This window comes from Thermogymnomonas acidicola (genome assembly GCF_014646795.1).
Lineage (GTDB): Archaea > Thermoplasmatota > Thermoplasmata > Thermoplasmatales > Thermoplasmataceae > Thermogymnomonas > Thermogymnomonas acidicola.
The window spans coordinates 114,387-138,928 of record NZ_BMNY01000002.1 but is presented as its reverse complement, the minus strand read 5'-3'; the positions used below and the strand labels follow the sequence as shown (position 1 = coordinate 138,928).

The window sequence follows — 24,542 nt, the reverse complement described above, 5'->3', positions numbered from 1 at the left end:
GGGGGGGGGGGCAGGTATCCGGGTGCCTCCCCAGGTATTCTTTAATGAAACTGCGAATCGGTAGAGTTGTTTGTGGGCCTGTGCCCCTTTTTGAATGCATTTAATCGGTATTCCCGCAGCGTTGCCAGGTTTCAGGTGGGCCAGGGGCTGCCCTGGTGCAGGTGTTTTTTCGATGCCCATCCCCTAGCTGCACGTGGTCGCTTTGCACCTGGGTGGCGGGCCCCCTGGCGTCCAGAACGAGAGCCCGGTGGGCATGTGGCACCGGAGCCCATTAATACAGCATCTGCCATGTCATGCCATGCAGAGGCAGGACACAGATTTCCCGGTGGCGGAAGTGAGGAGCAGGTTCCCTTACGCCGAGAGGGACTTCACCGGGAGGAAGAGGGCCTTCCTGGACAACGGCGCGGGCAGCCTTGTCCTGGACACGGCGGCAAGGGCGGAGATGGAGGCCAGGCTCAGGTTCAGCGCGAACACGGACGGAGGCTACGATGAGAGCGTGGCGAACGAGAACACGATAGCAGAGGGCAGGGAGCACATAGCGATGCTGTTCAACGCCCCGTCTGGCAGGCATGTCTTCAGCGGTGAGTCTGCATCTTCCATGATATTCCGGTTCGCCTATGCACTGCGCAACCACAAGGGGAGGGATGCGAACATAGTCACGACCATGTCGGAGCACCTCGCCAACTACGCACCCTACATTCAGCTAAAAAGGGACGGCTTCGTGTCAGAGGTGAGGGCCGTCCCCCTGCACAGGGAGGACGGCACGATCGACATGGACTCGCTGGCCTCCATGGCCGACCACAGGACCAGGATAGTTGCGGTAACTGCGGAGAGCAACCTGCTGGGCAACAAGAGCGACCTGCAGGCGGCATCGAGGATTGCGCACGAGAACGACGCCATACTCCTGGTCGACGGGGTCCACTACATGCCGCAGGCGCTTTGCGATGTCCAGGCCATAGGCTGCGACTTCTTCGTCTTCTCCTCATACAAGATGTTCGGGCCCAGGGGCGCATTCGCCTACATGAGCGAGGATGCAGTGTCCCTCATCGACCCATTCCACGTTGACAGGGAGGCCTCAAGGGGGGACCACTCGTTTTTCGAGACTGGCACCAGGGACCAGGCTTACTTCGCGGCCATGTCGGAGGTCGTCAGGTACATAGCCGGGCTCTCCGGCAGGAACAGTGTGGACAGGAACGCTGTAAGGGAAGGGATGGCCAGGATAGAGGGGTACCAGGATACCATGACAAAGTGGTTGCTCGGTGGCCTGGAGGACCAGGAAGGCCTGGTGTCCATAAAGGGTGTCGAACTCTACGGGATAGCTGACGTGGCGAGGTACAGGGAGAGGGGTACGACGTTCTCATTCAGTTTCACAGGCATACCGGACAGCGAGGCGCAGGTCACCTACTGGAAGAAGCATGCCATGACGGTGATAGGCGGTAGCCACTGGAACATGGCGCAGGACTTCTACGGGAAGCAGTCGTTCCTGAGGGCAACGTTCCTGCACTACAACTCGCCGGACGAAGTTAAGGCCTTCCTGCACGCCACGGAGGAGATTGCCAGGAGCCGTTAGGCTATGTAGCCCAGGTCCTCGGTGCTGAACCTTGGCACTATGACCAGAGGCGCTCCATGTACGGGTGTGGCCTCCATGAGCTGTGGGTAGACGGACCACAGGTCCTGTGAACTGATCCTTGCGGCCCTGCTCCTGTCTCCCATGGTTTCCCTTATTATCTGTTCCGTTATCTTCCTCGTTGCCAGCTCGTCGGTGAAACCGAGAGAGTGAACGTATTCATGCATCAGGACAACGAGCACGTAGTCCCTGAGCTCCCCACGATCCTTCACGGTTTCACCGAGCTTCCTCAGCAGGGCACCGTTGAGGACAAGGTAGTTCCCACCGACCTCCCAGAAGGCGGCGATCCTGGGATCGAACTCGCCTATGGCCAGGCCCAGGCCTGAGCGTTCTTTCCCTATTACAGACTTCACGAGCCTCCTGACCTGCGAGAATATGGCATCGTAGTCAATGTCTGGGTATTCCAGTGGCCCGGGAATCCAGTTCGCACCTTCCGGTCCTGGCCCTGGGGATGGATAGAACATGAACACAGGGTTACAGTGGGAACTGATATTTAAGTGTGCACCATCCCACCATGGTGATTGTACTGCCTCTGATAGAGATCAAGGAAGAGGGCCCGGCGATGGTGGTGAGGATGAACAGGCCAGAGAAGCTGAATGCACTAAACGGTGAGATGTGGGCCTCAATGGCTGATGCCGTTTCAAGGGCCGAGGAAAGGGGACTGGCCGGCATGGTGTTCACAGGCACTGGCAGGGCATTCTCCGCCGGGGACGACATATCCTCCATGTACGGGCTGGACAGCGAGGAGAAATCGGTAGCCTTCTTCTCCCTGATATCCACGTTCTTCAGGAGGATCGCCTCCACACCCCTCGCTGTGGCTTGTGCAGTGAACGGCCTTGCATACGGAGGGGGCTGCGAGATGCTCCTGCTCTCCGACTTCAACTCCTCAGTGCCGGGTGCGAGGTTCGCACTCCCGGAGGTTAAGATAGGCCTGATCTCACCCATCGGCTGCATATTCGCCGGGCAGGACAGGAGGCTCAGGAAGTACATACTCACCGGCAGGGAGTTTGGTGTGGAGGAAGCGCAGGGGCTGGGCATCATAGATTCGGTCTCCTCCGACCCGCTGGCAGAGTGCCTCTCCTTCGTGTCCGCGGTTTCCGGGTCACCTGCCCCCGGCAGGAGGAGCGCGAGGTCAAGGTTCATGGGACTGCAGGATGCAGTGCACAGGAACGTCATGGAGCTGGCTAGGCTCAGCGTCAGCGGAGAGGCGAAGGCGGCCTTCCGCGCCTTCCTAGAGAGGTGAAGGAAACCGCAGGGCAAGAGGGGCAAAGAAGTTATAATCCCTTGCACATGGAAAGAAGATGCTAGTCAGGGACATCGACAGGGCGCTCGACGTGCGGGTCGTTGTCCGGGTGAAGCAGGACACCGAACTGATGCGCATGGCGGCAGAGCTGAGGATGAAGCTGCCCGTTTTCATATACAGCAGGTCGGGGCAGCTCTGGATGTCCACATACGTGAGGAAACAGGACCTGGACAGCAGGCTCTCAATGGCCCTGAGGCGCATGGACTGCAGGGAGACCAGGGACGCCTACGTGGTAGATGAGAGGATAAACAACGTGGAGCAGATGTCTGTGGTGCAGAAGCTGCTTGAGGTGCCGTCTTTTGCAATGAACCGTTCCGACAGCATGAACGGGTATGTGAACATATACGCCAGGTTCCACCACAGCCACATCAACCTGGTCTCCGAGGAGCTTGTGAAGTTCGCCGGCGAGGACAAGGTGGTACTTGACTGGCTGGGGCCAAGCCCAGGGATAACGAGGATAATGGACAGGATAAACCAGGAGTACAGGGTCACGCTGGTGAGCTACAGGGTCCCTGGTGGTGATGAGCTACCGGTGCTCACGGGCAACCTGGGCGAGGTGGAACTGCTTGCTGAGACCAAGAGCAGCGTCGGCGATGCCGATGGGTTCCAGGTTATACTCTATTCCAGCAGGCCCATTTCAGGCGGTAAGGGCCTTGAGGAGATCGACGGCAGCACCGGCCTTTACCACGCCTACTTCAGGCACAGGCTCCTGGCGGAAATGAGGAGGCAATCGAACGAGATGCACATAATGAGGATCGTGCACTTCATCAGGCCAGTTGGCAGCGAACTCGAGGTCAACGTCTTCCTGCCGGAGAGCGAGGCCCATGACTACCTGAAGGTGGTTGCTGGCAGCGCTGTGGAGGGCAGGGTAACCCTCCTAAGGTACATGCAGTACGAGAGCGGTGTCTGGGACCTCCTCTGAACTGCGAAAGGTTTAATTCACGCTCAGCTTTACTCCTCACGCCTGCCGGGGTAGCTCAGTTGGTAGAGCGCCGGACTCATAAGACACGCTCTGAGAAATCCGGAGGCCTTGGGTTCAATCCCCAATCCCGGCATACGTTTGAAAATTCCTTGCTTTTATGATTCTGCTTTTAATATTTGTTTGCTTTTATATAATACCATGCATCATGATTTGTGGTAGCCTTGGATCCCGCAACGCTTCCCTGGCCTAACCTCCTTTCGGTAAGTCTGGATAGGAAATCCATGATGGTTTTCCCGCGCTTCCTTAGGTCAGGAAAGGTGCTGCAGACAATGAGGTCACGTGGATTTTCAGTGCACTCCTGATCCCGGTGCTATCGATATCCTTGATCGAACTGGTAGTCCCCTCCTGATCGTCAGAACACCGGCCCGGTGCCTCCATGATGAATAGAGGGGCAAGTTTCAACTCTATTTCGTCAGGCTGGAAAGGCATGTCTAGTTCCAGTGCTCCGTTTTTATCCCCAAGGGTTCTGTATGTGTCTTGGATTGATCCTCAATTCTCGGGGCGAAACTTATCGCCTGCACCTCTCGAATAGCACGAAGAGGTGTTCCAACCGTTCCTTGTGGGAACGCATGGGATCGGACGTTTCGTACCTCCAGGTAATCAGGTCGACAACAAGGACGCAAATCCACCCGTCGAGATCTCTTGTGAGGTATTCATCGATCCTTCTGCGTAACTGCCCGGCTTTCGTTTCTAACATGGCCAGGTACGTGTCCGTCCTGTGCCCGTCTCAGCAATAAGGTGGATAGGCCTAATGGTCAGGGTACAGGTACAGCCTTCCCTTTCCTATCTTTGTCAACTCACTGGCGTTGCCCTGCCAAATCAAGTACTTCTCTACTCGCTGCACTTCTCGGGCAGAAAGGCCTTTGATGCGGGCCGTCCCTGTTGCAGTCCTCGGTTGGCTAAGCGACAATAGAACGGTACTTTTCGGGGCGTTCTCCTGCGTTAATCTTTCAACGGAGTCTCTAATTGTGGCCTTCGCGGTTCAATCTCTAAGCATAATCAATCTTAACGACGTTATACTGAATGTTACCAACCCAGTGGTAAGGCTCCAGCAATGATAGACATGTTTATTTGTAAGATAAGAACCCATTGTATTTCTCATCCATGATCCTGAAGAGTTCGTCCAGTCCTACAAGCCTAAACCCGTCATCCAGCATGGGCACATATACTCCCATTCTGGGCAGTGCCTTCAGTCTGTTTACAACGCTCTCGATGTCCAGTATCAACGGCAGGGGCCTCATGACAGCCCTTATCTCCTTTGGGTATAGTCCGTAATACTTCGTAAGATCGTAGATTTCTTCGCTGGGTGTCCTACCGCGTGAAGTCTTGGCATCGTATACTATGTTATTGTGTGCATCATATACATCGGGTTTCATTCTACTGAAGGATACCTCCACGTATATTTCGTTCGGCTTGAGCTTCACAGATTCTAAGAAATACCTTACGGCAGTCGCCTTGAGCCGCCTGTGCTCCATACCCACCTCTTCCGGATCGGGCACATCCAGTTGCGGGAACCTTTCATTAAACCACTCCCAGGATTCGTGGAGCATTTCCTCAAACGGCTTTATGGACACTGCTAAAGGACAGTAATCCCCAAACGTCTAGGTTCGGCCATCGGATGATGCAAACGATATGGCATTCAAGAGTGCAAGCATCTCCTTGGATGCTGTAAACTTGGCCTCAACCCCCTCTCCCTGCAACCTCAGGAATGATCTGGTCGTAAATATCTGATGGGATGATTACCACCGAATAGTTGTAACCGACAATGCCTTTGATGGACTCTCTGATACTCCTGATTATGTCATCGTCAGAACTGGAGAGGTTAGGATCGAAAACATAAATTCCCATGTTGGTGCCGGCCTGCCCGCTGGCCGCATGCAGAATGCAGCTTCCGTCCTTCATTTCCGTCACCGTCCATCCTTCCTCGTCCTGATAACCTGCAGTGCCATTGCTGTCTGACCATGGTTTCTGACCGCCCTCCGAAAGATGGTAATGGCAGTTTAAGCGAGCTCGCAATGGACGGGAACTGCGTTAGAAGGGCCGGACCAGGAAGAAATCGGGTGGCGGGCCGTCGGTTTAAGGTTCCCACAATGGGGCCCGGCCAAGGGAAAAAGGCACTGGGGGGCCATCTATACCACCCCTTCAGTCATCTGAATATCACTCTTTCAGCACTCCGGAGCACTCACCGGACCCACAACAGGCTCAATGAGCAGATTCCACTGGGTGGGGTGTGCTCACTTGGAGTCTTTCTCGCCCATTTCCTTCATCACCTTGGTGCTCAGGGACTCTGCTATCCTGAGGAAGTATTCCATGCCCGGGCTCCTCATCTCTGAAAGGATCTGCAGTGTTGTGACCTTTCCCTGCGGGGCCCTGATCTTTGGCAGGTCTGTGGCTATGAAGTCAAGGAGTGCAAGGAGTGCGCTGAAGAGCGTCTTCCAGGGCACACTGCGCAGCTTTCCCTCAAGGGCCTCCACATCTACGTTGCCCATGATATCGCTGACCAGCGGAGCAATTCTGGCCATTGCCGAGGCTGCATCGAGGATGCCCATCGTGCTCGCGTAGTTGAATATGTTATCGGACTGCTCCGCTATAGCATCGAGCACCGCGAGCAGCCCGGACTGCTGCAGCTTCTTGACGGTGTTTATCGCAGGCTCGATCTCAGAGAGCTTCTCCAGTATCCTCTCTACCCTTTCCTCTTCTTCTCCATTCATGAGTACCAGCCCCCGTAGATGTTCGCAAGGAAGTACTTCTCGTATATGGCGTGGGCCATCTTCATCAGGCGGTTCCTCCCCATGGACCTGCAGTCCGGGAAAGGCGTGTTAGGCACAGTTAGCTTCTTCCTGAAGTCGCAGTAAGCGATCCAACCGGCATCCCCCGTGTCCGCAGCACAGAGGCCTACCGTGTTGTACGGCACCGGGCTGTAGGAACCAAGGATATCCCCAGCAACGAGAGAGGCCACGGTATCGGCCTGGAAGTGTGCGAACACCCCGGCCATTCCCAGGCCAATGGAGGGGGCTATTGCATCCCCTATGCCGTATATGTCGTCGAACTTGCTTGTCCTGAAGTCCCTTATGTTGGAATCAAGCCACCCGTTCGGTGAGGCGATGTCAGGGTTCTGAGAGATGAAGTCGTGCGGCCTGTGTGGCGGCGCCACTATGGCGAGGTCATAGTCAACCGTCTCTCCAGATTCCCCGATGAGCTTCCTGGAACCGCCGTCGATCCTGGCAAGCCTGAACCCGTTCACCACCTCGATGTTCCTCTCAGAGAGCCATTCCGTCATAGGATCCGATATCACGGGGCCGAACATGGCCATGGGTCTGGGTGCCCAGTGTGCCACGGTGATGCTCACGTTCCGCCTGATACCCTTCATCCTGAAGTAGTCATCTAGCATGAGGGCCATCTCCCAGGGCACAGGGGGGCACTTGTATACCTGCGTTGTCACGCTGATGACGATTTTTCCGGACCTGAACCCCGCTACCTTCTCCCTGAGCTTCATGGCGCTCTCCATGTCCCAGAAGTGGTAGGCGTTCTCGTAACCAGGGAACGATGCGGGGTCGAACTTCACTCCAGGGGAAAGCACGAGGACATCGTACTGGATCTTCTGGCCTGACACCGTAACGGTCCTCTCCTTCGGGTCCACTGCTGTCACCTCACCCCTCACCGGCTTGATACCTGTCCTCGCAAAGTTCTCTATACCTGTGCTTATCTGGTGCGGCTGCCTGTTCCCGAGCGCAACCAGCGTGTATGAGGGCTGGAAGTCCGTCCTGCCGTACTTGTCTATCACCATAACCTCCACACTGTCAACTGGCAGGAGCTTCCTGATCCTGCTTGCGGCTAGGCCTCCTCCCGCACCTGCCCCAACGACCACAACCCTCTTGCCCATATGAGATCAGAGTGGTAAATGTTAAAAAACTTGCTCTCCAGGGACTATATGGTTTCCGGTTCACCCGAAGCGCTTGCCAGGGTGGCCTGTGCGCTGTCGGTCGGATGAAGTTGGCAGACAAAAACTGCACAGAAGGAAAGCAAGTCCATTCCGCATGCTAGGCAGCACTCTGGGCGTGGCGGCAGGTTTAATGGCACGCGTGGCAACACCTCCACTGGCAGTGGGTCTCTGGACATCACCTTCTGCCAGTGGAGGCATACGGGGAGTGGTATACAGGGTCGTGCATACTCACCGATCCCATGCCATGAAATTCCACCCCATCCAGGCTGTGCGGGGCATTGTCAACTTGAAAGCGGCTTCCCCACACCCCTATGGTGAAATGCACAGGCTGCCATGCCAGAGGATCCGGGACCCGCAACCCTGGTGTCCACTCCGTTGGGCATACCCTGAGTGGCCCTTGGCAATGCAGAACCAGCCACACGGCAAGACCTGTGCGTCGGGCTGAATGGTTGGCCCCAGGGTAAGCCCCTACCATCACGAGGAGAAGTGTGGGATTTGAGAATCCCAGTGGTCTGGGGCCTATTAGGGCTCACAGCTCCGACCAACATGGGGTGGGGAAATGACCTGGTGGCTACGAGTGTCAGTGTACCGGGGTTCCCGATCCATGTGAATACAATGAGGTGTGGTGCACTGCATCCTGTGAAAAATATTGAAATACGCAGAGAATTATTTCTCTGATATGAAGGCCTCGAGGATACATCTCCTAGACCTTGGCTGGCTGGGGGGCGACTGCGGGTGGTTCCTTCCCGGTGCGGCTGGGGGAGCAATGACATACAGCAACAGGGACCCGAAGAGGGACTGGATCGAGATCCCGGTGACAGCGGCACTCGTGGAACACCCTGACGGCAACATTCTCTTCGATACCGGCATAGCGCTCGATGCCATGGAGACCCATGAGAAGGGGTTGATGGAGGCGTTCCCAATAACGAAGATCTCGGGCGAAAACAGCATAGAGAAGCAGCTCAGGGCCATAGACCTGGCCCCGGGTGATGTGAGCTTCGTTGTGATATCGCACCTGCACCTTGACCACGCGGGCCAGGTCAGGCCTTTCATGGATGAGAAAGTCCCTGTGATAGTGCAGAAGAGGGAGCTGCAGTCCGCACTCTCCATGCTTTGGCAGGGGAAGGGTGGCGCGTACGACATGTCAGACCTCATGCCCCTGCGTGGGCCCAACCTAACGCCGATCAGTGATAATTACTTCGAGATCGTGGACGGGGTAGCCGTTGAGTTCACCGGAGGCCACACCGCTGGACACCAGGTCATGCACGTGGAGACCAGAAACGGTAACTTCTACACATTCACAGGCGACTACATGCACCTGCCCAGGGAGTACGAGATCGAGGCGAAGGGCTGGCTCCTTTCAGATGCAGACGAGTGGCACTCCTACATAAGGAAGCTGAAGGTCATGGAAAGGGCGAGGAAGGCCAGGATCGTCATCAGCCACGACCCGGAGTTCTGGTCCAAGTACCCGAGGGCACCGAAGTTCCTGGAGTGACCGGCATGGAAGCGAGCTTTCTGGCCAGCACTGAAGCGAACGACAGCGTATTCGTTATAAACATACCCAGGGTTAAGTTCGGGATAGGCTCGGCGAAGGAGATTGCCCACGAGGCCAGCCGCCTCGGTATGAAGAGTGTCCTGATGGTGGTTGGAAAGAAGATTGCCGAAACGAAGCTGTATGAGGAGACGAGGTCTTCCCTCGAGAACGGTGGTCTGGAAGTTCACGTGAGCACGGATGTCAGGGTGGAACCTGAGGACGCGGAACTGATCAGGGCATACCAGGCCATAAAGGGCATGAGGCTCGATGGGTTCATAGCCCTCGGGGGCGGGTCAACAATAGACACAGCGAAGATCCTGAACCTCCTCTACACCTACCCCAGGGACATTATGGACTACGTTAACAGGCCCATAGGCAGGGGCCTGTCTCCACCAGGTCCACTGAAGCCCATGATAGCGGTTCCCACAACTGCCGGGACAGGGAGCGAGAACACGAATGTTACGATCTTCGACATCCACAGCATGCGTGTCAAGACAGGGATAAGCAACCAGCACATGAGGCCCACGGTTGCGGTGGTCGACCCACTCACAACACTCTCCCTTCCCCCGATGGTCACGGCATCGTCTGGCCTGGATGTGCTCAACCACGCCATCGAATCGTTCACGTCCCACCCATACACTGCCAGGGAGAAGCCCCATTCGCCGGATGAGAGACCTGTCTACTCCGGGGCCACTCCCATCTCTGATATCTTCGCAAGGCAGGCGATAATGTGGGTTCACAGGTACTTGAGGAGGGCTGTTGCAGACCCTCTTGATATTGAAGCACGCTATTACATGATGCTCGGGGCCAGCATAGCGGGCATTGGCTTCGGTCACGCGGGTGTGCATGTGCCCCATGCCATGGCATACCCGATAGCGGGAATGGTCAGGGAATGGCACCCTGAGGACTATGACTTCGGTTACCCGATAAGCCCGCACGGCATCAGCACGGCAATCCCTGCTTCCTACACCTTCAGGTACCTTGCGCCATCTTCGCATGAGAGGTTCGGCGAGGTGGCGGAGATCCTCGGCATTGGGCACAGGGAAATGGGCTCTAAGGAACTATCGGACGCACTCTTTGAGTACTACGTGCACTTGCTCGAAGACCTCGGGATACCGACCAAACTTGGGGACCTCGGTTTCAGGAGTTCTGACGTGCCTGGCCTTGTGGATGGTACGCTTGCACAGCAGCGACTCCTCAGCCTATCTCCCAAGAGGGTCGGGAGAAGGGACCTGGAAAGGCTCTTTGGGGAGATGGTGTAAACGGGTTGTCCGCGGTCTGCCAGGGGTGGCGTCGTCGGGTCTCCATGATCCCATGTGACCTGGCAGGCATGACCTGTGGGGGCTGCCTGGAAGCAGACTCTGTAGGCATCCAATCCCGCTCGGCCTTATCTGCCCAGGCTCCGCCGAGATGGTGGTCCCGGCTCATGTAATGGCCATCTCCTCGCCAAGGTTCCCCACCTCCCCGGCCACGGCATACAAAGATGGCTGCCATGACTGTGGGATGAGTTCAATCAGCCATACTGTGACAATATATTTTCAGATGTACTTGATGTATTATATTTGTTATTTCAGGTTTAGAATTTAACTCTATACAAGGAACTGCAACATGGTGATATAGTGTTGCGCCAATCTGGAGAATGAAAAACTATAATACAGATTTCCAATCAGATGAATGCACTTCCCATTCCGGATGGGGAGGTGGTGGTATCGGTGATAAAGACCTTTGACCCATTCAGGCAGCAGGAGCTGTCCCAGTACAGGGAGGACAGCGATGAGGAAGTCCTGAGGAAAATCAGGCTTGCCAGGAAGGCCTCTGAGGAGTTCAGAGGCGATATCGACCAGAGGAAACAGTACCTGAGGGATACGGTTAAGCGGAACCTTGAGAGGATGAAGGGGGAACTGGCCAGGACCATCACGATGGAGATGGGGAAGCCAATCAAGCAGAGCATCGCCGAGGTCGAGAAGTGCATAAGGCTCGTGGACTATGCAGTGGAGAACATTGAGAGATTCTACGCACCGGAGCCTGTGATGACTGAGGCCCGGAAGAGCTATGTGAGGTTCGATCCCATAGGCGTTGTCATGGCCATAATGCCCTGGAACTTCCCTGTATGGCAGGTCATGAGGGCTGCGGTTCCTGCCATATCAGCCGGCAACGGTGTGGTGCTCAAGCATGCCTCGATAACCACCGGGACTGCCCTCATGATCCAGGAAGTCTTTGACAGCGAAGCGTTCAGCACCCTACTCCTGAGGGGTAGCGATGCCCTCCGCTATATCCCGCACGTTGACGGTGTGACATTCACCGGGTCAACATCAGTGGGCGCCAGGGTGGCGGAGGAAGCCGGGAAGCACATAAAGAAGTGTGTCCTGGAACTGGGCGGCTCGGACCCGTTCATAGTCCTCGGTTCTGCTGACATCAGGGAGACGGCGAAGCAGGCTGCCCTGGCAAGGCTGCAGAACAACGGTCAGAGCTGCATTGCCTCCAAGAGGTTCCTGGTCCAGGGCAGCATATACGAGGAATTCAGGGAGGCTCTGGAAGAGGAGTTCTCCAGGGTTGTGCAGGGGGACCCCATGGAGGAGAGCACTTACCTTGGCCCGCTTTCATCAAGGGAGCAGACGGAAACGGTCAGGAGGCAGGTGGAAGAGCTCAGGGGCCTCGGAGGGAAGGTTATCGCGGCCGAGAGCAGGTTCGAGCAGATCGTGCCACCCACCATAGTGTCCGTGCCAGAGGGTGTGAGGTACGAACAGGAGGTATTCGGGCCGGTGGCCCTGCTCCAGAGGTTCGATACGCTGGACGATGCCGTCAGGCTCGCCAACGACACGCCCTTTGGACTGGGGGCGTCCATATGGGGAGACCCCGAGGAAGCCGAGAACCTTATACCGAGGATAGAGGCAGGCATGGTTTTCGTGAACAGGATCGTCGCGTCAGACCCCAGGATGCCATTCGGAGGGGTGAAGAAGAGCGGCTTCGGTCGTGAGCTTTCAAGGTATGGCTTCCTTGAGTTCACCAACATAAAGAGCGCGTGGGTGGACCACTGACAAACGCCATTGCTCTTATGAGCCCAACTTCACCTCGCCTGGAAACAGCACAGGCACCACCTGGTACCGATGGGCCAGGTGGGTAGGTTGTATGGGCATTTCCCTTCACGACCCCGGAACACACCTGCGCCGTAGACGATAATACTGCCCTGTTTCCGGGCCAACGGACACACACTCATTCCTAAGGCCAGGCAACCGGTACAGGAATATGGTAGCGCGCGTGGAGGCAGACAATCCTCTCCATGGCAAAGCACCGAGCCGTGGAAAACCGCACCCACGGGCTTGAAACAGTGATCGATGCACTGGCATATCATTCTCTATCCATAGGCCTGCATGGAAAGCAGTGCGGCTTAGCCATGGGCTTCCTTCAAATGCCCACCATTGGGGTGAAAGGTGGCGATCCCTTTCATGCTGGGTGCCGGTAGGGTTCAAACTTTCTGTCTAATTCAACCCCCCACCATTTCCGTGTGCATCTGGAAGAACATATTGTTGTGAATGGAGGTTTCAATCCCCTTTACAGTCGAACATGTGTTCCGAACATGTGTTCAAACATGATTTCACATAGAATAAGTCTTTTATTGACTGTCCTCATGACATGAAGTGATGGAACAGAATGGTAAAATTATCGGAAAAAGGGAAAGGATAGAGGCAACGTTCGACAGGTACTCAGGAGAGGTCTCCAGGGAGGCCATAATCAAGGATGACATACTGCTCCACGGCCTCAACTTCTCCGAGAGATCACTCAAAGGGGCCTACCAGGAGAAGGCCTACTACCTCTTCACGTTCGACTCGGACAGGCCCGAGGTGGTTAGGGAGAGGCCGGCGATGATACCGCAGGAGATATGCATACAGGGTGGCTCATACGGGCTCAGGAGGACAATCATACAGAGCAGGCACTCTAAGGACTCGCCCTACAGCGTTGATGTCCTGGACGGAAAGAGAGTCCTCCTCCTCGACGGCGTTCCGGTGGCCGATGTTTCCTTTGTTCCAAGGCCTGCATACTACGGGCAGGAGCTCAGGGACGGAATGCGCGTGGAGGAAGTGGCCCCAGCCATATACTGGGGAGAGACCGCAGACGTAACTGCATTCAGGATATGCGAGTACTGGAACCGCGGAAAGCAGTGCCTGTTCTGCGACATCAACGAAAACTTCAGGTCATGGGGCCACCTCAGGAAGGGGCTGGGCGCCATAGTGCCTGAGGACATCGTGGCCGAGTCTCTGGAAATGGCCTCCAGGGACCAGGGGGTTAAGAGGTACCTCATAACGGGCGGGGCGATCCTGGATTCCAGGAGGGAGTGGGAGTTCTACTTACGCTACATCCAGAGGGCCGAGGAAAGCCTCTCCAGGAAACTTCCATCAAGGCTGAACACACAGGCCCTTGAACCACATGCCCTGGAGAGGTTCTATGAGACAGGGGTGGACTACTACCACCCGAACATCGAGGTCTGGGACAGGCGCCTCTTCTCCCTCATATGCCCAGGCAAAGAAGAGAACATAGGGAGGGATGAATGGATCAGGAGGACTGCCGAGGCTGCCAGGCTATTCGGCACGGGAAACGTGAGCCCCAACTTTGTGGCCGGCATAGAGATGGCCTATTCGCAGGCATTCCCGCACGGGTTCAGGAATGTCGAGGAGGCTGTCAGGTCCACCGCGGAGGGCATAGAAATACTGATGCAGAATGAGATCGTGCCAAAGTTCGATACCTGGGGCCTGGAGCCACTGTCATGGTTCGGCAGGAACGGTGTGAGCATACCGCCACTTGAGTACTATCCGGAGCTCTACATAAGGTACAAAGAGTTGAAGCGTGAGTATAGCATGCCCTGGCCCGCGGGCCTGGGCGAGGCCGGTGCAGGGGTGTCAAAGGTGCCAGCGAGTGCCTTCATGGACGCCTGAGTCCAGCTTGAGGGTCCTGTGGGCCAAACTATCAATTTCCCTGGCCTATGTTCGGTTCCGCTAGTCCCATGTGCAGGCCTACATAGTACAGGATGGCAGCGCATGACAGGAGGACGCTCACTGCACTCATGGCCATGCCAATAGAGAAGCCAAAGAACTGCCCCGACATGAGGAAGAGGACGCCGTTGGTGATGGCGCCAGTGACGGAGGCCACCGTTATGGCAGATGATGCCTTCAGTGCAGCTGAGCGGGTCTTCAGGGCGGAACCCAGCAGGGCCAACGACAGTGCGAGTATGGCAGACCCATTGACGATGTGCGCCAGCACGAACCTGAAGTGCCCACCGTAGTAAACGAGAGATCCGATGGCGCCGAGGTGCATTACCGGAAGGCTAACCTCTAGGTTAATGGACATGCCCAGCCAGAACTGGGCGACCAGTAAGACCAGGAGTGCTATAGTGATACCCCTCATCCTCAGGACCAACACGTGGTCTCGGGCCAGTACCGGTGCCCCATTTCCCTGCCCACCCACTGTCCGCGTCATCCTCACCCGTGGCCAGGAAAATGACTATGGATTAGAAGCTGCGTTAGCTGGGTGTTTTGAAATATAACCCTTTATATGACCTATGAAACTACTCCAGGAGTGGATCTTCTGGACTACAGGATCGTCACCGAACTCATCAGGGACCCAACTGCGCCATATGAAGTGATCGGCTCGAGGGTCGGACTGTCAGGGGTCTCCGCGAGGAGAAGGGTCCTGGGGATGTTCAGGTCCGGCTTCATCAGGGGCCTTCACCTGCTTCCCTCACCCCTGAACTTCCATATGTACCCGGGGACATTTGTATTCAGGGGTATCCAGGAACCTTCCAGGAGGCTGAGAGAGATAGCAGACATCAGCGGTGTGGCATTTGCCTGGCTGGACTATGACGGTGACATGACCGTGACGCTGTTCTTCCGCCAGAAGGAGGAGGAAAGGAGCAGCGTGGAGCGATTGTCAGAGGTGCTTAGCGTGGAAGCAGTCGCACGCCGGACCCCGCTCTCCCTGATGCCACCGGACCTCAGCGGCTCTTACCTTTCAAGGGTTGACCTCAGGATCCTAGAGCACATATGCAGGGATCCCAGGGTACCGTTAAAGGAGGTCTCCAGGCTCACAGGCCTCTCGGGCAAGACAGTGGGTAAACACAAGGCCAGAATGCTCTCGAGCAACCAGCTCTGCACCATCTTCATACCTGACTTTACAAGGTCACAGGGCGGCATATTCTATGCACTCCTGGTGTACCCGGGTGATCTGCGTGCCACCAGCACGCTTCAGGGCATGGGCCTGCAGGCCATCTGGCACATGGTCGATCCCCCTTGCTACGTGTTCATGGGGTATGCGGACAGCCTGGATGAGGTGGAGGCGAATAAGAACAGGATCAAGGACACCGGACTGGTGAAAGGTCTCAGCACGCTGGTGCCTAGAGGCGGCATCTTTGCTGTAAAGAATGTTACCGCATGGATCAGGGAAAGAGTACTGGAGTGGGGCATGGCATCCGTCCGCTGATGTCCTGCGATCCACACTTTCACTGCCCCAGAGGCAGTTGTCCATGCGCACCAGACAGCAGCGGTAGCCAGGAGGTTAACTGCGCACATCAGCACGTTTATATATTTAACCATATGTACTAGAAAATGTGACGGAAAATACCGAAGTGGAAAAGGGCGGCACCCTGCTGAGGAAGATGACACTGCACGATGCCGTGCTCTTCGGCGTTGGCAGTGCAATAGGCTCAGGCATACTCTTCGCAGCGGCAGGTGGCACAGAATACGCAGGTGGCGCTGTCGTTTTCTCGTGGATCGTTGCGGCAGTGCTGATCGCAATTGTCACCATACCCTACGCTGAGATCTCTTCCATGGCCCCCAGGGCCGGGATAAGCGCCAGGATCTCCTACTACGCCTTCGGCGAGTACGGTGGCTTCATGGGTGGGTGGGGCCTGCTTGTCTGGACCGTGATGATACCGCCCATAGAAGCCATTGCGGTCTCTACCTACGCCGCATACTATGTGCCATCACTATTCAACTTGAAGACGGGCGTACTTACCACAGAGGGCGTTCTCCTCTCCATAGGCCTCACAGTGCTGTTCGCTGTCCTCAACATAATAGGCGTTGGCACATATGCCAGGTTCAACACCGTGCTCACATGGCTCAAGGTCGGTGCCGTTGTGATATTCATCATAGCGGTTCCACTGATGATCTTCCACCCATCGAACTTCAGCCTCTCACCGCCCTACTTCGACCCGAAGACGGGCATACCGGGCATATTCATCGCCATACCCGCCACCGGGATACTCTTCTCCTTCGGTGGCTACAGGCAGGTCGCTGACATGGCTGGCGAGATCAGGAACCCGAAGAGGAACGTGCCCAGGGCCGTGCTCCTCACGCTTATCATACAGAGCGTGCTCTACGTGCTCATGGCCATAGTGATAGTGGGTGCTGTCGACTTCGCACTTGTGCCGAACTCAACAGGGCCCGGTGACTGGGCCGCTGTTGCCTCACTGACATCGCCCCTTGCGGACCTGATGAAGGAGGCCCTGCACACAACGGTATTCGGCGGCGCGGCGCTGTTCCTGTCCGGCCTCATAGTCCTCGCACTCCTCTTCGCCATATACTCGCCGCTGGGCACCTTCGGCACAGACCTCACGGGTGCAGCCAGGATAATCTACGGTTACTCAAAGGAGGGCTCGCTCCCGGGGCTCCTCGGCATAACTAACAGGAGGGGCGCGCCCATAGCCGCGATCGTCCTGGCCTCGGTGCTGGCAGTTGTCTTCATAGTGCCGTACCCCAGGTGGTACACACTGGTGGACTTCGTGGTCGTTGCGGGCGCGGTGAACTTCGCCATAGTGAACGCCAGCGTCCCGGTGCTCAGGAAGATCTACCCCGATGTGGAGAGGCCATTCAGGATACCTGCGGCAACTGCGTGGTCGCTGGTTGCATTCGTTTCCGCATCGCTTCTCATATACTGGGCCACATGGCCTGTCACGCTCTACGCCCTGGGAGTGACCCTGGGTGGCAGCCTGGTGTTCCTCTACCACGCCTACAGGCTAAGGTGGAAGGGTATAGGGCTGAGGCACTCGGCCTGGATCCCAGTGTACATAGCAGGCCTAATAGCCCTATCCAGGTTTGGGGGCCTGCAGACTGGCGGCACAGGCACGATTCCCTTCCCGTACGATGTCCTGGCTGTCATAGTCTACTCGGCAGTCTTCTGGGTGATATCGCAGGTCAGCGCACCGAGGAAGGCGATAAGGGACCTGCCGCAGATGATCGCCAGGGCACCTGCGGATGAACCTAAAGGGACGCCGGGGACAGTGGAGTCCCCCGAGGCATGAGGCTGCACCTCCCCCCGGAACAACATTTTTCCATACCATTTTCACGGTGGCGCTGTGGGTGAGCGCGATCCACCACCTGGGCCCATGGCCAAGCATGGCCATGCCGGGAGCCCATGTGCCATGTAATATATCCACAGAGGCGATCCAGTAAGGCATGGACGGCAGGGCAGCGGTTATAGGGGCTGGCATAACGGGTCTTTTCACCTCGCTTTACCTCTCTCTGGCTGGCATGGACGTCACTGTCTACGACAGGTCCGACATATGCTCCGGTACCTCTGGCAGGTTCCACGGCATGCTGCACAGCGGCGCCAGGTATGCGGTGAACGACCCGGTGTCTGCCAGGGAGTGCATAACCGAGAACATGAGGCTGAGGAGGGAGGCCTGGAGGTTCATCGACGACACGGGCGGTTACTTCGTGGCCCTGGACGGTGAGGACGAGGAGTACGGGGACAGCCTGCGGAAGGCCTGCGCTGAAGCCGGCATAGAGGCCCAGGAAATGGACCCTGAGGAGCTGCTCAGGAGGGAGGCTTACCTATCCAGGGAGGTGAGGAGGGCGCTCCTGGTGCCAGACGCTGTGATACACGGCTTTGAGTTCTGCGCAGCGGTTGCAATGGAGGCAAGGATGGCGGGGGTGCAGTTCAGCCTCTTCAACGGCGTCAGGAGGGTGGCCAGTAGGGACGGGTCGCTGGAGGTGGAGAGCGAGAAGGGCAGGGACAGGTACAGTGTGGTGGTCAACACCACCGGGCCCTACAGCATGCCCATACTGAAGGCATCGGGCATAGAGGACTTCCCCCTGGCACCCACAGCAGGCTCGATGGTAGTGTACGGCGGCAGGTACGTGAACAGCGTCATAAACAGGATGAGGGAACCGTCCGATGGGGACATAGTGCTGCCTTACGGTGAGGTGTCCGTTGTGGGCACCATAGCCACGGTCATAGAGGACCCGGACAACTTCAAGGTCCATGAGGAGGACGTGGCTATGATGCTCGACGAGGCAAAGAGGATGGTGCCGGTAATAGGTGCCATGCAGTACAAGAGGATATATTCGTCTGTGAGGCCACTGATAAGGTCCAGTGACGACCCGAGAAAGGCGACCAGGAGCTTCGCCATCATCGACCACGGGACCTCTGGCCTCCCCGGCTTCCTCAGCGTGCTCGGCGGCAAATTCACCACAGGCCGCCTGGTGGGCTACGAGGCTGCGAGGCATGCGTCCGAGTACTCCGGCTTCCATGTGAAAGATGTTGAGTTTGACTTCAACACCACCTACGAGAGGTTCCTGTCATTCAGGGGAGGTGACAGGGCAGTCGATTCACTCCTCCTGCACTTCGGATCGACAGACCAGGAGAGGCTCATGCCAGCGCTGGCCTTCCTGCTCTCCAGGAGGCTGATGGACTGATGCCCGGACTCTCCGGAAGGTTCACTATGAAGGTAAGCCCGGATGTCGCAGGGAAACTGCTCTCTGACCCTGAGCGCCTCTCCTCATGCCTGCCAGGCGTGTCAGGCTGCGAGAGGCAGAATGAGAGGGTGGTCTGCAGGGTCAGGCTGGACACAGCGGGCATCGATTCCGGCTACCTCACAAAGCTGTCAGGGAAGATGTCCATTGAGGGCCCACTCCAGGGCGATGCCATAGGGTACAGGATACAGGGGCGGGTGGCCGGGGCCTCGCTTAACCTATCCCTCTCACTGCAGGTGAGCCCATCCGCCGAGGGCTCGGAGGTCTCCTGGACAGCCGAGATCGACTTCGGCCTCCTGGGCAGGATGCTGGGGCAGGAGAGGCTCCTTGAGGTGACCGAGGCCAACGTGGATAAGGTGATAAGGTGCATAGGGGAGAGGCTCACCTCTCCCTGACAGAACTGCCGGATGGCAGGCCCGGCCTCACCAGCCTAAGGAGCACGGAGAAGATGGGGATCCCCCTCCTCCCCCTGTTCTCGGGCTCCTTCAGCCTGAGGAAGAGGAAAGAGGTGGCGAACCTCCCGGCCGATATCAGTGTGAGCGAGAGTGATACCGCCCTGGCAAGCGGCATTGTGCCCTCGAGGTACTGCAGGAGGAAACCCCCTGCCAGGGAGCCGAAGAGGTAGACTATGCCGTTGAAGCCGTTCATTATCGACACATACTCCGCCCTCTTCCCCTCAGGGAGGAGGTCCATGAGGTAGGAGTTCATGACAACGTTCTGGAGCGCTGAGGCCACGCCACTGTAGGCCTCCATTACAAGGAACTCGTCGAAGTTGAAGAAGAACGCGTACATCAGGGGAATCGCGCCGAGCATGAGCCTGTTCAGGAAGATCAGGGGCACCCTGTTGAACCTGTCGGCCAGACGGCCGAGGTAGCGCTGCACGGCCACAGCGGCAAATATGTTCATTGCTGTGAGGGCAGAGACCTCGGGTAGGTCGAAGCCCCTGACGGCCACCACGGTTATCGGGAATATGGGCCAGGCCATGGACCAGAAGAACCCCTGGGCAAGCATGCTCGTCATGTACCTGAAGAAGGCACTGTTTGCCCTGGCCTCCCTGACGCCCTTCACGAAGGAGCCGCTGAGCCTGCTCTCCTTCTTCACCTCCACGATCCTTGAGAGGAGCACCGCGGAGGCAACGTATGCAGCGGATCCGAGTGAGAACGGTATTATGAGCTGCGACCTGCTGTCACCGTGCAGTATGAACGCCATGAGGAGTAGGCTGGCCAGGTTGCCGAAGGAGGAGATGTTCTGGAGTCTGGCGAGGAAGGAGCCCCTGCTGCCCGAGCTCGTGAGGTCTGCGAGGAGGGAGAACCAGTTCACCGATATGACGGATGAGGTGAGCGCTATGCTCGAGTAAAGCAGGATAAGCTGGTACGGGCCCTCCACGAAGCCCATCGCGAGCCAGAGGCCGGCCATGACAACACTCGCACCGACAAGCCATGGCCTCCTCAGGCCGTAGCGGTCGCTGAGCCTCCCCCAGAATATCTGGCTCGCATTGGATATGGCGTTGGACAGTGCCTGCAGGAGGCCCATCTCGAAGGCAGAGGCCCCCAGGAGGACGCCGAAGACGCCCACGAAGGAAGACGCAGTGTTCGCGCCGAATGCCACAGCGAAGTACCTGAGGTTTATTATGGTCTCGTTCTTCATCCTGGACCAGGTGTTAAGGGCACTTCAGTCATAGCCAATATTTATTACTTCCCCCGCGGGGCAACCGCAAGGCCCGCGCTGGTGGCACCCCTGGGAGAAGCCATATAAATGCAGCGCAGCGATACGCATGCATGCCAACAGGGAGAAAGGTACAGGCGGTTATATTCAGGGACACCGGCAGGAGGGAGTTCCTTCTATTCCACTACGTGCCCGCCAAGGGAGGCTACTGGGAGAACATGACCTGCAATGTTGAGGAGGGCGAGACCGACACCGACGCGCTCATGAGGGAGCTGGCCGAGGAGGCCTCCCTCGGTGCAGGATGCGTTGTCTACGGTCCCAGGCTCCTCTTCACCTACGATTACGAGAAGAACGGGGCAAGGTTCACAGAATCTGTGTACGCTGTAGGCGTGGGCCCGGGATGCGTACCGGACATATCCAGGAACCCTGAGAGGGAGCACACAGAGTGCAGGTGGTGCAGCGTAGAGGAGGCATTTTCCCTCCTGAGGTGGCCGCTGCACAGGGACGCGGTTAGAAGGGCAGAGGTTCTCGGCCGGTGACCGGGTGGAGTGGATCGCAAGGGTGCACCTCCAGGATAGATGAAGGCCACGTCACCTACTGGCGCCTCCCGACCATGGAGGTGTTCAGGACATGCGACGGCGTGAGCCACCCCCTCCTGGCTATCCAGACAGCGTAGGTCATATTGCGCATCTCAGAGGTGCTGTGTGCGTCACTGCCCAGGCTGAAGCGGACGCCGGCCTTCCGGGCCTGGAGCACGAGGTCCCAGGGCAGGTCTGACCTGTGCGGTGTGCCGTTTATCTCAAGTGCGACGCCCTTGTCCCTACATGCCCTGAAGACCTCCCCCCACTCCATTCTGAACTGTTCCCTGGTGCCTATCAGCCTGCCGGTTGGGTGGCCTATGGTGCTGGGCCAGCCCCCGTCTATCGCCCTTATCAGGCGTGCCGTGTTCTCTGAGGCGTCGTCTGAGACCCACTGGTGCATGGACGCGACCACGAAGTCGAAGTCCCTGTAACCCCTCACCTCCGGGTCCATGGAGCCGTCGGGCATTATCTCCGCCTCCACGCCGTCCAGAACAGTTATACCGTATTTCTCTGAGAGCATGTCCAGCTGGACGCGCCTATCCCTGAACCTGGCAGCGTCCAGGCCCCTGGCCACCCTCAGCGAGGCGCTGTGGTCGGTCACACAGACGTACCTGTAGCCCATGCTGGCCGCCGCGCTGACCATGGCCTCCAGGCTGTCCCTGCCGTCGCTCCAGTCGGAGTGCAGGTGCAGGTCTCCCAGGATCCCGTTTCCTTCCACGAGCATGGGAAGTGAGTGGGACTGGGCAGCCTCTATTTCACCGGTACCCTCGCGCAGCTCCGGGACGATGTATTCGAGCCCGAGTGCCCTGTAGATGCCTTCCTCATCGCTCCCCGCGATTGGTTCGTCGCCCCTGAACAGGCCGTACTCGTTGAGCTTCAGGCCCTTGGATATGGCCAGGTTCCTGAGGGCTATGTTATGGGACTTGCTGCCAGTGAAGTACTGCAGGGCGGCACCGAAGCTCCCCCTGTCTATGAACCTCAGGTCGCAGGTGATCCCCGCCCTGAGCATCCAGGTTCCCTTCCTCTCGCCAGAGTTCACGACGCCACTGACCTGTGGCAGGGAAGAGAAGAACCTTGTGGCTCCAGGGACGTCGGCCGAGATGCACAGGAAGTCCAGGTCACCGACGGTCTCCTTCCTCCTCCTCACCGAACCGGCCACCTCGATTCTCTCGAAGAGGCCGGAGGAGCGCATGGCCTCCAGGATCTCCGTTGCTAGTGCGTGGGCCTGTGCGAGCAGGAGCCTGCCCGCAGACGTTGACATGTAGTACTGGAGTGCCTTCGCCAGCTTCTCCTCGCTCTTCTGGCCGAACCCGGGCACCAGGGCTACCCTGTGCTCCTCTATTGCCTTCTTCAGGGTTTCCAGGTCCCTTATGCCCGCGCCGGTGTAGAGTGCGTGTATCTTCCTGGGCCCCAGGCCCTGGATGGCCCTCAGCGTCCTGAAGTCCTCGGGGTACTTCTTCCTCATCTCCTCGTACTTCCGCATCCTACCGGTGCGCAGGTACTCGTCTATCTTCTTCTCTATGGCCTCCCCCACGCCCTCTATCTCCCTGAGCCTGCCCTCCCTCCATACCTCCTCTATGTCCTCGCTAAGGTCTGCCAGGGCGGTTGCTACTCTCCTGTACGCCAGGGACTGCCACCTGTTGCCCTCCACCTCCTCCATGTCCGCCAGGTCCATGAAGATATCAGCAAGCTCGGCGTTCTTCACGCCATGCCATGCGGGGGCCGCACTTAAAAGGTACCATTCAGGCCATGGGGAAGCCTTAAGAGCAGGCCCCAAATCCCAGCGCATGCAGGCACTGACAGCTGTTCACGGTGCATTCGGGGCCATATGGGTGGTGGTGGCCCTCGCCCTGGGCTTCTACAGCACATCGCTGAAGTCCAGGGCGGGGCAGATAAAGGAGCAGTCTCACTTCAGGCTCCTCCTCACCCTGTCCATGGTGTCCAGGGGCACCGGGGGCATAGCCATAATACTCGGCATAGCGGCCCTGGTTGTTGACGCTGTGACGGGGAAGCTCCCCAGCTTCTCGTCGGCCGCTGGCGTTGCCCTCCTGATAGGGATAGTGCTGGCGTTTGTGGCCTACGGCGGCTTCGGGGAGGGCATGCTCATGAGGGGAATCAGGGCCCTGAGGAGGTCGGAGCCTTCCGGATACGCCAGGGAGATCGGGAGGATAAGGGCCTATTCATGGGCCATGGCCATCACCGCCCTCATAACCCTCGTGCTCATGGCAGTATCCGCAGTATGAGCGCGCGTTTCGGAATCCGATATAATTTTAACTTTATTTTGCATTAAGATGCTGTTGAGGCTCAACTACCTCCTCTCGGGTCTCCTCCTTATCGTCCTTTCAGCGGCCCTGTATGTCGTGTACAGGGACTTCTTCTACCTCGTCATAATGATCCCTGGCCTGTACCTGGTCATAAGCGGTGCAACTTACGTTGACCAGGAGCAGATAAACAGGAAAGTGGAGAGCATTGTGTACGAGAGGATCGTCGACCAGGGCCTGAAGAGGATAGAGAGGGGGGCCATGAAGGTGGACAGGGACAGGTTCCTGAAGGACGTGGAGCTCATGAGGCCCATCCTTGGGCAGAGGAACCTAATGCCGGACGTGGGCTATGATGCAATCGTATTCAGGTGCAACACGGAGAGCGAGGCCAACGAGCTTGCAGAGAGGATCAGGTCAAGGGGCCTGCAGGTGAGCACCGTGCAGTCGTACAAGGAGTGGCTCGTCCGTGTGGAACTCTAGGGGACACGCCCTCGCCGTACCGGTCTTCGCCTCGGCAGTGGTGATATCTGCGGGAGCTGCTGTGATGAGGTACAGGCACATGGTGCCCCTTTACCTCACAGTGGCCACATATACAGCCGCCACAGCTCTCATGGTGGTCGGCTTCCTTGTGGCCCTCGGCTCCAGAAAGGCAGCATGGGCGGCCTTCGCCCTCGCCTTCGCTGGCATGGCGGTGTCGACGAACCCTGCGCATATCAGGGCCCTGGCTGCTTTCGGCACGGGGCCATTCATAAGCGCCGCAGACATAACCATGGTGGTGGGCTTCTACGCCCTCCCCGCAGTGTACGTGGTGATGTTCCTGCTGGGCCGCAGGGCAAAGGGCGGGGGTGTGGCAGGCGGGGCCGGGAGTGAGTAAGATAGATTACTGTTCACCACATGCGGATG

General features: G+C 57.6%; 23 protein-coding genes and 1 tRNA gene. 16 read left to right on the top strand and 8 right to left on the bottom strand.

The features are described 5' to 3' along the window. Nucleotides 1-298: 298 nt before the first annotated feature. Entirely contained in the window at nt 299-1,570 is a 1,272-nt protein-coding gene (locus IEW66_RS06635) for an aminotransferase class V-fold PLP-dependent enzyme (protein WP_188681459.1), read from the top strand. Here the strand turns inward: IEW66_RS06635 and IEW66_RS06630 are convergent. Then, complete coding sequence (locus tag IEW66_RS06630) at nt 1,567-2,097, bottom strand: hypothetical protein (protein ID WP_188681458.1); 531 nt, start codon at nt 2,095-2,097, stop codon at nt 1,567-1,569. The two genes, IEW66_RS06635 and IEW66_RS06630, sit on opposite strands and share 4 nt — an antisense overlap. Nucleotides 2,098-2,141: 44 nt before the next feature. Here IEW66_RS06630 and IEW66_RS06625 point away from each other — a divergent pair, with 44 nt between their 5' ends. The 3 genes from IEW66_RS06625 to IEW66_RS06615 all read left to right on the top strand — a co-directional run bounded on the left by IEW66_RS06625 (nt 2,142) and on the right by IEW66_RS06615 (nt 3,985). Then, nucleotides 2,142-2,870, top strand: coding sequence for an enoyl-CoA hydratase/isomerase family protein (locus IEW66_RS06625; RefSeq protein ID WP_188681457.1), 729 nt, complete (start codon nt 2,142-2,144; stop codon nt 2,868-2,870). Nucleotides 2,871-2,928: 58 nt separating this feature from the next. Then, nucleotides 2,929-3,852, top strand: coding sequence for a hypothetical protein (locus tag IEW66_RS06620; protein WP_188681456.1), 924 nt, complete (start codon nt 2,929-2,931; stop codon nt 3,850-3,852). A 44-nt stretch (nt 3,853-3,896) separates the two neighbouring features. Further along, nucleotides 3,897-3,985, top strand: a tRNA-Met gene (locus IEW66_RS06615). 994 nt (nt 3,986-4,979) lie between these two features. On the opposite strand, the gene IEW66_RS06610 is transcribed toward IEW66_RS06615, so the two are convergent. The 4 genes from IEW66_RS06610 to IEW66_RS06595 all read right to left on the bottom strand — a co-directional run bounded on the left by IEW66_RS06610 (nt 4,980) and on the right by IEW66_RS06595 (nt 7,795). After that, nucleotides 4,980-5,486, bottom strand: a complete 507-nt coding sequence (locus IEW66_RS06610; RefSeq protein WP_188681455.1) for a hypothetical protein — start codon at nt 5,484-5,486, stop codon at nt 4,980-4,982. A 106-nt stretch (nt 5,487-5,592) separates the two neighbouring features. Further along, complete coding sequence (locus tag IEW66_RS06605) at nt 5,593-5,814, bottom strand: hypothetical protein (protein ID WP_188681454.1); 222 nt, start codon at nt 5,812-5,814, stop codon at nt 5,593-5,595. 332 nt (nt 5,815-6,146) lie between these two features. Beyond that, nucleotides 6,147-6,623, bottom strand: a complete 477-nt coding sequence (locus IEW66_RS06600; RefSeq protein WP_188681453.1) for a hypothetical protein — start codon at nt 6,621-6,623, stop codon at nt 6,147-6,149. Next, nucleotides 6,620-7,795 carry an NAD(P)/FAD-dependent oxidoreductase gene (locus tag IEW66_RS06595; protein ID WP_188681452.1) on the bottom strand — a complete coding sequence of 392 codons (1,176 nt, stop codon included), beginning with the start codon at nt 7,793-7,795 and terminating at the stop codon, nt 6,620-6,622. Before IEW66_RS06595 ends, IEW66_RS06600 begins: the two co-directional genes overlap by 4 nt. 739 nt (nt 7,796-8,534) lie before the next feature. Here IEW66_RS06595 and IEW66_RS06590 point away from each other — a divergent pair. The 4 genes from IEW66_RS06590 (at nt 8,535) to IEW66_RS06575 (ending at nt 14,320) form a co-directional block, all read left to right on the top strand. Further along, nucleotides 8,535-9,350 carry an N-acyl homoserine lactonase family protein gene (locus tag IEW66_RS06590; protein ID WP_188681451.1) on the top strand — a complete coding sequence of 272 codons (816 nt, stop codon included), beginning with the start codon at nt 8,535-8,537 and terminating at the stop codon, nt 9,348-9,350. Between the two features lie 5 nt (nt 9,351-9,355). Beyond that, nucleotides 9,356-10,651 carry a hydroxyacid-oxoacid transhydrogenase gene (locus tag IEW66_RS06585; protein ID WP_188681450.1) on the top strand — a complete coding sequence of 432 codons (1,296 nt, stop codon included), beginning with the start codon at nt 9,356-9,358 and terminating at the stop codon, nt 10,649-10,651. A 408-nt stretch (nt 10,652-11,059) separates the two neighbouring features. Next, nucleotides 11,060-12,427, top strand: coding sequence for an aldehyde dehydrogenase family protein (locus IEW66_RS06580; protein ID WP_229657539.1), 1,368 nt, complete (start codon nt 11,060-11,062; stop codon nt 12,425-12,427). Between the two features lie 603 nt (nt 12,428-13,030). Beyond that, a complete protein-coding gene (locus IEW66_RS06575) occupies nt 13,031-14,320 on the top strand; it encodes a radical SAM protein (RefSeq protein WP_188681449.1) in 1,290 nt (429 codons plus the stop codon). 31 nt (nt 14,321-14,351) lie between these two features. On the opposite strand, the gene IEW66_RS06570 is transcribed toward IEW66_RS06575, so the two are convergent. Continuing rightward, nucleotides 14,352-14,789 (bottom strand): hypothetical protein, encoded by a 438-nt coding sequence (locus IEW66_RS06570; RefSeq protein ID WP_188681448.1) that lies wholly within the window; start codon nt 14,787-14,789, stop codon nt 14,352-14,354. A gap of 171 nt (nt 14,790-14,960) precedes the next feature. On the opposite strand from IEW66_RS06570, the gene IEW66_RS06565 reads away from it, so the two are divergent. The 4 genes from IEW66_RS06565 (at nt 14,961) to IEW66_RS06550 (ending at nt 19,527) form a co-directional block, all read left to right on the top strand. Further along, complete coding sequence (locus IEW66_RS06565; RefSeq protein ID WP_188681447.1) at nt 14,961-15,860, top strand: AsnC family transcriptional regulator; 900 nt, start codon at nt 14,961-14,963, stop codon at nt 15,858-15,860. A 127-nt stretch (nt 15,861-15,987) separates the two neighbouring features. Continuing rightward, nucleotides 15,988-17,679, top strand: coding sequence for an APC family permease (locus IEW66_RS06560; RefSeq protein ID WP_229657538.1), 1,692 nt, complete (start codon nt 15,988-15,990; stop codon nt 17,677-17,679). A 154-nt stretch (nt 17,680-17,833) separates the two neighbouring features. Beyond that, on the top strand, nt 17,834-19,075 hold the full coding sequence (locus IEW66_RS06555; protein WP_188681446.1) for an FAD-dependent oxidoreductase: 1,242 nt from the start codon (nt 17,834-17,836) through the stop codon (nt 19,073-19,075). After that, on the top strand, nt 19,075-19,527 hold the full coding sequence (locus IEW66_RS06550) for an SRPBCC domain-containing protein (protein ID WP_188681445.1): 453 nt from the start codon (nt 19,075-19,077) through the stop codon (nt 19,525-19,527). The genes IEW66_RS06555 and IEW66_RS06550 overlap by 1 nt, the downstream gene beginning before the upstream one ends. Here the strand turns inward: IEW66_RS06550 and IEW66_RS06545 are convergent. Further along, on the bottom strand, nt 19,514-20,779 hold the full coding sequence (locus tag IEW66_RS06545) for an MFS transporter (RefSeq protein ID WP_188681444.1): 1,266 nt from the start codon (nt 20,777-20,779) through the stop codon (nt 19,514-19,516). The two genes, IEW66_RS06550 and IEW66_RS06545, sit on opposite strands and share 14 nt — an antisense overlap. Before the next feature lie 131 nt (nt 20,780-20,910). Here IEW66_RS06545 and IEW66_RS06540 point away from each other — a divergent pair, with 131 nt between their 5' ends. Further along, complete coding sequence (locus IEW66_RS06540) at nt 20,911-21,336, top strand: NUDIX domain-containing protein (RefSeq protein WP_188681443.1); 426 nt, start codon at nt 20,911-20,913, stop codon at nt 21,334-21,336. Nucleotides 21,337-21,391: 55 nt separating this feature from the next. On the opposite strand, the gene IEW66_RS06535 is transcribed toward IEW66_RS06540, so the two are convergent. Further along, nucleotides 21,392-23,083, bottom strand: coding sequence for a PHP domain-containing protein (locus IEW66_RS06535; RefSeq protein WP_188681442.1), 1,692 nt, complete (start codon nt 23,081-23,083; stop codon nt 21,392-21,394). 82 nt (nt 23,084-23,165) lie between these two features. On the opposite strand from IEW66_RS06535, the gene IEW66_RS06530 reads away from it, so the two are divergent. Genes IEW66_RS06530 through IEW66_RS06520 form a run of 3 tightly spaced genes read left to right on the top strand, consistent with a single transcriptional unit; the run spans nt 23,166 to nt 24,513 of the window. After that, a complete protein-coding gene (locus IEW66_RS06530) occupies nt 23,166-23,621 on the top strand; it encodes a hypothetical protein (RefSeq protein WP_188681441.1) in 456 nt (151 codons plus the stop codon). A gap of 54 nt (nt 23,622-23,675) precedes the next feature. Next, complete coding sequence (locus IEW66_RS06525; protein ID WP_188681440.1) at nt 23,676-24,119, top strand: hypothetical protein; 444 nt, start codon at nt 23,676-23,678, stop codon at nt 24,117-24,119. Continuing rightward, a complete protein-coding gene (locus tag IEW66_RS06520) occupies nt 24,106-24,513 on the top strand; it encodes a hypothetical protein (RefSeq protein ID WP_188681439.1) in 408 nt (135 codons plus the stop codon). The genes IEW66_RS06525 and IEW66_RS06520 overlap by 14 nt, the downstream gene beginning before the upstream one ends. The last annotated feature ends 29 nt before the right edge of the window (nt 24,514-24,542 follow it).

Bases quoted from the DNA above. Each gene is read 5' to 3' on its own strand.
- IEW66_RS06625 (WP_188681457.1), top strand. From the start codon at position 2,142: ATGGTGATTGTACTGCCTCTGATAGAGATCAAGGAAGAGGGCCCGGCG.
- IEW66_RS06635 (WP_188681459.1), top strand. From the start codon at position 299: ATGCAGAGGCAGGACACAGATTTCCCGGTGGCGGAAGTGAGGAGCAGG.
- IEW66_RS06580 (WP_229657539.1), top strand. From the start codon at position 11,060: ATGAATGCACTTCCCATTCCGGATGGGGAGGTGGTGGTATCGGTGATA.
- IEW66_RS06600 (WP_188681453.1), bottom strand. From the start codon at position 6,623: ATGAATGGAGAAGAAGAGGAAAGGGTAGAGAGGATACTGGAGAAGCTC.
- IEW66_RS06585 (WP_188681450.1), top strand. From the start codon at position 9,356: ATGGAAGCGAGCTTTCTGGCCAGCACTGAAGCGAACGACAGCGTATTC.
- IEW66_RS06570 (WP_188681448.1), bottom strand. From the start codon at position 14,789: ATGAGGGGTATCACTATAGCACTCCTGGTCTTACTGGTCGCCCAGTTC.
- IEW66_RS06555 (WP_188681446.1), top strand. From the start codon at position 17,834: ATGGACGGCAGGGCAGCGGTTATAGGGGCTGGCATAACGGGTCTTTTC.
- IEW66_RS06590 (WP_188681451.1), top strand. From the start codon at position 8,535: ATGAAGGCCTCGAGGATACATCTCCTAGACCTTGGCTGGCTGGGGGGC.
- IEW66_RS06605 (WP_188681454.1), bottom strand. From the start codon at position 5,814: ATGAAGGACGGAAGCTGCATTCTGCATGCGGCCAGCGGGCAGGCCGGC.
- IEW66_RS06540 (WP_188681443.1), top strand. From the start codon at position 20,911: ATGCCAACAGGGAGAAAGGTACAGGCGGTTATATTCAGGGACACCGGC.
- IEW66_RS06620 (WP_188681456.1), top strand. From the start codon at position 2,929: ATGCTAGTCAGGGACATCGACAGGGCGCTCGACGTGCGGGTCGTTGTC.
- IEW66_RS06575 (WP_188681449.1), top strand. From the start codon at position 13,031: ATGGAACAGAATGGTAAAATTATCGGAAAAAGGGAAAGGATAGAGGCA.
- IEW66_RS06550 (WP_188681445.1), top strand. From the start codon at position 19,075: ATGCCCGGACTCTCCGGAAGGTTCACTATGAAGGTAAGCCCGGATGTC.
- IEW66_RS06530 (WP_188681441.1), top strand. From the start codon at position 23,166: ATGCAGGCACTGACAGCTGTTCACGGTGCATTCGGGGCCATATGGGTG.
- IEW66_RS06595 (WP_188681452.1), bottom strand. From the start codon at position 7,795: ATGGGCAAGAGGGTTGTGGTCGTTGGGGCAGGTGCGGGAGGAGGCCTA.
- IEW66_RS06545 (WP_188681444.1), bottom strand. From the start codon at position 20,779: ATGAAGAACGAGACCATAATAAACCTCAGGTACTTCGCTGTGGCATTC.